This window comes from Caloramator australicus RC3 (assembly GCF_000297115.1).
Taxonomy (GTDB): domain Bacteria; phylum Bacillota; class Clostridia; order Clostridiales; family Caloramatoraceae; genus Caloramator; species Caloramator australicus.
On sequence record NZ_CAKP01000022.1, the window covers coordinates 26,703 to 33,933 of the forward strand.

At 31.0% G+C, this 7,231-nt stretch carries 5 protein-coding genes; all 5 read left to right on the top strand.

All coding sequences use genetic code 11. The annotated features are described in order from the left end of the window. The first annotated feature begins 52 nt into the window (after nucleotides 1-52). Nucleotides 53-1,396: a tRNA (N6-isopentenyl adenosine(37)-C2)-methylthiotransferase MiaB gene (gene miaB / locus CAAU_RS02740; protein WP_008907912.1), complete on the top strand. Its 1,344-nt coding sequence runs from the start codon at nucleotides 53-55 to the stop codon at nucleotides 1,394-1,396. 86 nt (nucleotides 1,397-1,482) lie between these two features. After that, a complete protein-coding gene (gene mutS / locus CAAU_RS02745; RefSeq protein ID WP_008907913.1) occupies nucleotides 1,483-4,059 on the top strand; it encodes a DNA mismatch repair protein MutS in 2,577 nt (858 codons plus the stop codon). A 4-nt stretch (nucleotides 4,060-4,063) separates the two neighbouring features. After that, entirely contained in the window at nucleotides 4,064-5,893 is a 1,830-nt protein-coding gene (mutL, locus tag CAAU_RS02750) for a DNA mismatch repair endonuclease MutL (protein WP_008907914.1), read from the top strand. Nucleotides 5,894-5,902: 9 nt separating this feature from the next. After that, nucleotides 5,903-6,847 carry a tRNA (adenosine(37)-N6)-dimethylallyltransferase MiaA gene (gene miaA, locus CAAU_RS02755; protein WP_008907915.1) on the top strand — a complete coding sequence of 315 codons (945 nt, stop codon included), beginning with the start codon at nucleotides 5,903-5,905 and terminating at the stop codon, nucleotides 6,845-6,847. A gap of 122 nt (nucleotides 6,848-6,969) precedes the next feature. Next, the gene (hfq, locus tag CAAU_RS02760; RefSeq protein ID WP_008907916.1) at nucleotides 6,970-7,227 is read left to right on the top strand and encodes an RNA chaperone Hfq; all 258 of its coding nucleotides are present in this window, start codon (nucleotides 6,970-6,972) and stop codon (nucleotides 7,225-7,227) included. Nucleotides 7,228-7,231: the final 4 nt, after the last annotated feature.

A 7,231-nucleotide genomic window follows, 5' to 3' on the forward strand; every position in this document is an offset into this window, starting at 1 on the left:
AATCGATGAAATAGTATAATTACATTCGTAACTTACACAGGGAGGAATAAATATGAGTTTAAATAGACAAAGGTATTATCACATTATAACAATGGGATGTCAGATGAACGAAGAGGATTCTGAGAAAATTGCAGGTATGCTTGAAAAAATGGGATATGTAAAAACAGATGATAAAGAAAAGGCTGATGTTATTGTAATGAATACCTGTGCAGTTAGGGAAAATCCTGAGACAAAAACCTATGGAAATTTAGGGCAGCTCAAAGCTCTAAAGGCTAAAAAACCAGAACTTATTATAGCTATTGGCGGATGTATGATGCAACAAAAGGGAGTAGGTGAACTTGTAAAAAAGAAATTCCCTTATGTAGATATAATATTTGGAACATTTAATATTCATAGATTCCCAGAGCTCTTGAATAATGCGATGCAGAGTGATACAACAATATTAGAGGTTTGGGAAAAGGAAGGCGAAATAGTAGAGGGGCTTCCAATTCATCGTGAGAGTGATATAAAGGCTTTTGTTACAATTATGCATGGCTGCAATAATTTCTGTTCATACTGCATAGTTCCATACACAAGGGGTAGAGAAAGAAGCAGAAAACCAGAAGCTATTATTAATGAAATAAAACAATTAGCTAAGGATGGCTACAAAGAAGTTACTTTACTTGGACAAAATGTAAATTCTTACGGTAAAGATCTTGATAATATGAGTTTTGCAAAGCTATTAAGGATGGTAAATGAAGTTGAAGGTATTGAAAGGATAAGATTTACAACATCCCATCCAAAGGATCTTACTGATGATGTCATAGATGCAATAAAGGAATGCGAAAAGGTTTGTGAGCATATTCATCTTCCTGTTCAATCTGGCAGTACAAGGATTTTGCAGAAGATGAATAGAAAATATACTAAGGAACAATATTTAGAATTAGTTGAAAAAATTAAAAGCAAAATAGAGGATGTTGCTATAACTACAGACATCATAGTAGGGTTTCCAGGTGAGACTGAGGAGGATTTTGAAGAGACATTGGATGTTGTTAAAAAAGTAGAATATGATTCAGCATTTACCTTCATATACTCAAAAAGGCCGGGAACTCCAGCTGAAAAGTATGAGGATCAAGTTCCTGAAGATGTAAAGCACGAAAGGTTTAACAGACTGGTTGAAATAGTAAATCAGGTGGGTGAAAAAAGAAGTAAGAGGTATCAAGATAGGATCGTTGAAGTATTAGTTGAAGGTCCAAGTAAAACCGACGAAAATAGATTAACAGGTAGAACGAGAACTGGTAAACTAGTTCACTTTACAGGTGGAGATGCATCATTAAAGGGTAAGCTTGTTAATGTTAAGATTACTCAAGCACAAATGTATATTTTGTTAGGAGAATTAGTAGAAGTTATAAGGTAATAAGGAAAGCCGCTGCAAGTTTATCTTTCAGCGGCATTGTTTTTATTATATAATAATAATACACTTAATTTAGGGAGGAATCAGAATTGGGATTAACGCCTATGATGCAACAATATCTTGAAATAAAAGAACAGCATAAGGATTGCATACTTTTTTTTAGATTAGGGGATTTTTATGAAATGTTTTTTGAGGATGCAGAAATTGCATCAAGGGAACTGGAAATTGCTTTAACCGGTAGAGACTGTGGCCTTGATAAAAGAGCACCAATGTGTGGGGTTCCATATCATTCAGCAGAATCCTATATAGCAAAACTTATTGAAAAGGGATATAAGGTTGCTATCTGCGAACAGGTAGAAGATCCTAAACTTGCAAAGGGAATAGTAAAAAGAGAAATAACAAGAATAATAACACCTGGAACTATAATAGAAGGTAGCATGCTCAATGAAAAGGCTAACAATTACATAATTTGCATTTATAACTCAACATCAAAATTAGGCCTTGCTATTTGTGACGTTTCTACTGGAGATTTTTTTGTAACTTCTTTTGATAATGAAAAAAATAAATTAATAGATGAATTGTCTAAATACGCACCTTCGGAACTATTGATTATTGAAGAAAAGCCTAATTCTACAATAAATGAACAATTAGAAATAATAAAAGGAAGATATAATTGTTTAATAAGCCAAATTGAAAAATATGATAATTTAGATATTTTAGATAAGTTCAAAACTGATAATTTCAACGGGGAAGAAATAATATCAGCGGCAACTTTATTGAAATATTTAACGGATACTCAAAAAAGCAGCTTAGGCCATATAACAAGCATAAAAAAATATAATATAAGCGATTTTATGATTTTAGACTCCTTTACAAGAAAAAATTTAGAGCTTACGGAAACATTAAGGACCAGAAGCAAAAAGGGAACGTTAATTGATGTTTTAGATAAAACACTTACTGCGATGGGTGGAAGACTTTTAAGAAAATGGATTGAGGAACCCCTTATGAATATAAAAGAAATAAATAAAAGACTAGAAGCAGTTGAAGAGTTTATAGATAATATTTATATATCATCAGACCTTAGAGAATTTTTAAGAAATATTTATGATATTGAAAGGATATTAAGTAAAATAAGCTGTGAAAGTGCTAATGCAAGGGATTTAAACGCCCTAAAGCAGTCAATATCAATGCTTCCTGATATTAAAGCAGCCTTAAAGGAGTGCAGAAGCGATCTTATAAGAGAAATAGAAAATGATTTTGATACACTAGATGATATATATAATCTTATAAATGCTGCAATCATTGAAAATCCTCCAGTTTCTGTAAAGGAAGGTGGAATTATAAAATCCGGCTATAACCAAGAGGTAGATAAACTAAGGGATGCAATGCTAAACGGGAAAAACTGGATTGCAGAACTTGAACAAAGGGAAAAGGAAGAAACAGGTATCAAATCATTAAAGGTTGGCTATAACAAAGTATTTGGATATTATATTGAAATTACAAAGGCTAATTTGAGTTTAATCCCTAAGGATAGATATATACGCAAACAAACATTAGCTAATGCCGAAAGATTCATTACCCCTGAGCTTAAAGAGATAGAAGAAAATATCTTAGGAGCTGAATCAAAAATAGTCGAACTTGAATATGAACTTTTTGTAGATGTTAGAAATAAAGTCTACTCACAGGTTGAAAGGATAAAAAAGATAGCACAATATTTAGCTATAATAGATGTATTGCTATCCTTTGCTAGGGTTTCCTTTGAGAACAATTATGTTAAACCCGAAATAACAAACGACGGAATTATAGAAATAATAGATGGAAGACATCCAGTGGTTGAAAAGGTTATATCAAGCCCCTTTGTTCCAAACGATACCATTCTTGATAATAAAGAAAATATGATAATCATAATTACGGGACCTAATATGGCAGGTAAATCAACATACTTAAGGCAAGTTGCTTTAATTACTTTACTTTCCCAAGTTGGATGTTTTGTTCCTGCAAAGAAGGCTAAAATATCAATAGTAGATAGGATTTTCACAAGGATAGGTGCTTCAGATGATCTATCCTTAGGTCAAAGCACATTTATGGTTGAAATGACGGAAGTATCGAATATTTTAAAGAATGCAACTAAAAATAGCTTAATTATATTAGATGAAGTAGGAAGAGGAACAAGCACCTATGATGGATTAAGTATTGCCTGGTCGGTAATTGAATATATAAATAAAAGTATCGGTGCAAAGACATTATTTGCAACCCATTATCATGAATTAACAGAACTTGAAGGCAAAATAAAGGGTGTTAAAAATTATTGCATTTCCGTAAAGGAACATGGAGATGATATTATTTTCCTTAGAAAAATTGTAAGAGGTGGTGCAGATCAAAGCTATGGAATACAGGTGGCAAAATTAGCTGGCCTCCCAGATGAGGTTATTAAAAAGGCTAAGGAAATACTCGCCAAATTAGAAGAAAATGATATAAACAAAATTAAAAAGGATGAAGTAATAAAAGAAGTTGCTACAACTTCTTCCTTTGAAATCAACCTATTTAATTACCAAGAAAATGAAATAATAGAGGAGCTTAAAAATATCGATATTCTAAATATAACTCCTATTGAAGCTCTTAATAGATTATATTCATTAACAAATAAAGCAAAGAAATTAGGGTGATAAAATGTCAAAAATAAGAATATTAGATGATGATTTAATAACAAAAATTGCTGCAGGGGAAGTAGTCGAAAGGCCGGCGTCCGTTGTTAAAGAATTGATTGAAAACTCAATAGATGCAGGAGCAAGTATTATAGAGGTTGAAATAGAAAATGGCGGAATAAGCTTAATAAAAATAACAGATAACGGGCATGGTATAGAAAAAGACGATGTTGAGATTGCATTTTTAAGACATACTACATCAAAAATCAAAAATGAGGATGATCTTTATAATATAAGAACATTAGGCTTTAGAGGAGAAGCTCTTGCAAGTATATGTGCTGTTTCAAAGGTAGAGATGATAACCAAAACAAAAGATGATCTGACTGGAACTAAAATTTATATTGAAGGTGGAGAAATTATAGATAAAATTGAATGCGGTGCACCCGACGGAACTACCATTATTGTAAAAGATTTGTTCTATAATACACCTGCAAGGCTAAAATTTTTAAAAACTCCTTCAAGGGAAGCCATGATTGTTTCTGAGATAGTTCAAAGTCTTGCATTATCTAAGGAAAATATATCATTTAAATATAAAAATAATGGTAAGATAGTTTTCGCAACAAAGGGTGATGGAAATTTATTAAATGCTATACTTTCTTTATACGGAAGACAAGTCAAGGATAATCTATTAAAGATCGATTATGAAGAAAATGATATAAAAATCGAAGGGTATATAGGGAATAATGCCTTAGGGAAGAATAATAGAAACTATCAAACGCTTTTTATAAACGGAAGATTAATAAAAAACAAAACAATAAATGCTGCAATTGAAAATGTATATAGATCCTATTCAACTTCGGATAAGTTTCCATTTTATGTTGTCAAAATAATAATGAATCCCCAATTAATAGATGTAAACGTTCATCCAACTAAAGCCGAAGTTAAGTTTCAAAATGATCAGGAGATTTATAGATTGGTTTACAAGGCCCTTCAAAATGCCTTTGCAACTACAGCATCCGTCCCTAAGGTTATTATAGATCTAAATATTGAAAAAAATTTTTCACCAGAAATAAAATCAGAAGAAATAACATTTAGCTTCAATAAGCAAGATAAACAAAGTCTAGAAAAAAGTGATTCAGATGTTTTCAATAGTTATAAACCTAATGTAAAAGAAGATAAGCAAGAATATATAAATGAAAATATAAATAAAGAAAAATCTATAGAAGAGGTTAAAAATTTTGAAGATGAGGAAATAATAGATAATAAGACTTCTACTTTATTTCCTAAATTAGTTCCAATCGGTCAAATACATTTGACATATATTATTGCAGAGGCAGAAAATGAGTTTTATATAATAGACCAGCATGCAGCCCATGAAAGGATCTTATATGAGAAGTATTTAGATGAATATCAAAGAACAGCTATCCATAGCCAAACATTGTTAACTCCTAAAATTATTGATTTGAAGACTTCTGATAAAGAATTCCTTCTTGAAAATATCGAAAATTTTGCTAAAATAGGTTTTGTCATTGAAGATTTCGGAGGTAATTCTATATCATTAAGATCTGTTCCAGTTATTTATGGAAATCCTAATTATATTGATGTATTTAATGAGATTTTGAACGAAATTGTGCAATCTTCAGGCGGTTTTCTAAATTCTATTAATAAAATCATATATACGATGGCATGCAAAGGTGCAATAAAAGCTGGGGATAAATTAACTTTAAGCGAAATGAATAAACTGATCGATGATTTAAGACGTTGTAAGAATCCTTATTCTTGTCCCCATGGAAGACCAACTTTAATAAGGATGAGTTATGATGATCTTGAAAAAAAATTTAGAAGAATCTTGTAAGGTGATTATATGAAAAAAAATATAGTTATAATAGCAGGTCCGACAGCATCAGGCAAGACAAAGATAGGAATAGAACTTGCAAAAAAAATAGATGGTGAAATAGTATCTGCCGATTCAATGCAAATTTATAAATATATGGATATTGGTTCTGCAAAACCTACAAGAGAAGAAATGCAGGGAGTTCCCCATCACATGATAGATGTTGTAGATCCTAAAGAAGAATTTAGTGTTGCCCTTTACCGTCAAATGGCAGTAGACTGTATAGATAATATTATAAAAAGGGGCAAAGTCCCAATAATAGTTGGTGGAACAGGATTATATATAAATTCCTTAACTTATCCTTTGGATTTTACAGAAACGGCAAAGGATGAAGAATATAGATTTTATCTTCAAAATTTGGCTGAGGAAAAGGGTAGTCACTTTATCCATGAAATGCTAAAGGAAGTTGATCCAGAATCATATAATAGGTTACATCCTAACGATTTAAAAAGGATAATAAGGGCATTAGAGGTATATAAAAATACAGGCAGACCTATATCGGAATTTCAAAGGGAATCAAAAAAAAGAGAAATAGATTTTAATCTTGCATATTTTGGACTTACTATGGATAGAACAAAACTTTATGAGAGAATAAATCAAAGGGTAGATGAAATGTTTGAGAAAGGATTAATAGATGAAGTTAAAAAATTAAAGGAAATGGGTTATACTAAGGATATGACTTCTATGCAGGGAATTGGCTATAAGGAAGTTTTTGATTATCTCGATGGTTATTTGACATTAGAAGAAGTAAAGGATATAATAAAACAAAATACAAGAAGGTATGCTAAAAGACAATTAACTTGGTTTAGAAGGGAGGATAGGATATTCTGGATAAACTTAGATGAATTTAGCAGCATTGATGAAGTTTTAAATGTTATGATAAATTACATAAAGGAAAAATTTATGATAATTTAGAATCTTAATTGACAAATAATAATCTATAGAATAAACTAAAAGTAATAACCAAAATTAAGCAATTTTTTGCCTAAAATAAATGGGGGCAAATTATTATCATAATAACTTTGGAGGATGATGGTATGGTTAAAAACGCTAATAATTTACAAGATGTGTTTTTAAATGGGGCTAGGAAAAATAAAATACCCGTTACAATTTTCTTAGTATCAGGGGTTCAGTTAAAGGGTAATGTTAAAGGTTTTGATAGCTTTACAGTTATTTTAGAATCAGAAGGAAAACAAATGATGGTTTATAAGCATGCAATATCTACGATAGTTCCAGCAAAGCCCATTTTATATACAACAGTAAATCAAGAAGAAAAAGAAAATAAAGAAGTATAAAAAA

What these genes read in the sequence shown, in the direction of transcription:
- hfq (WP_008907916.1), top strand. Translation starts at nt 6,970, where the DNA reads ATGGTTAAAAACGCTAATAATTTACAAGATGTGTTTTTAAATGGGGCT.
- mutL (WP_008907914.1), top strand. Translation starts at nt 4,064, where the DNA reads ATGTCAAAAATAAGAATATTAGATGATGATTTAATAACAAAAATTGCT.
- miaA (WP_008907915.1), top strand. Translation starts at nt 5,903, where the DNA reads ATGAAAAAAAATATAGTTATAATAGCAGGTCCGACAGCATCAGGCAAG.
- miaB (WP_008907912.1), top strand. Translation starts at nt 53, where the DNA reads ATGAGTTTAAATAGACAAAGGTATTATCACATTATAACAATGGGATGT.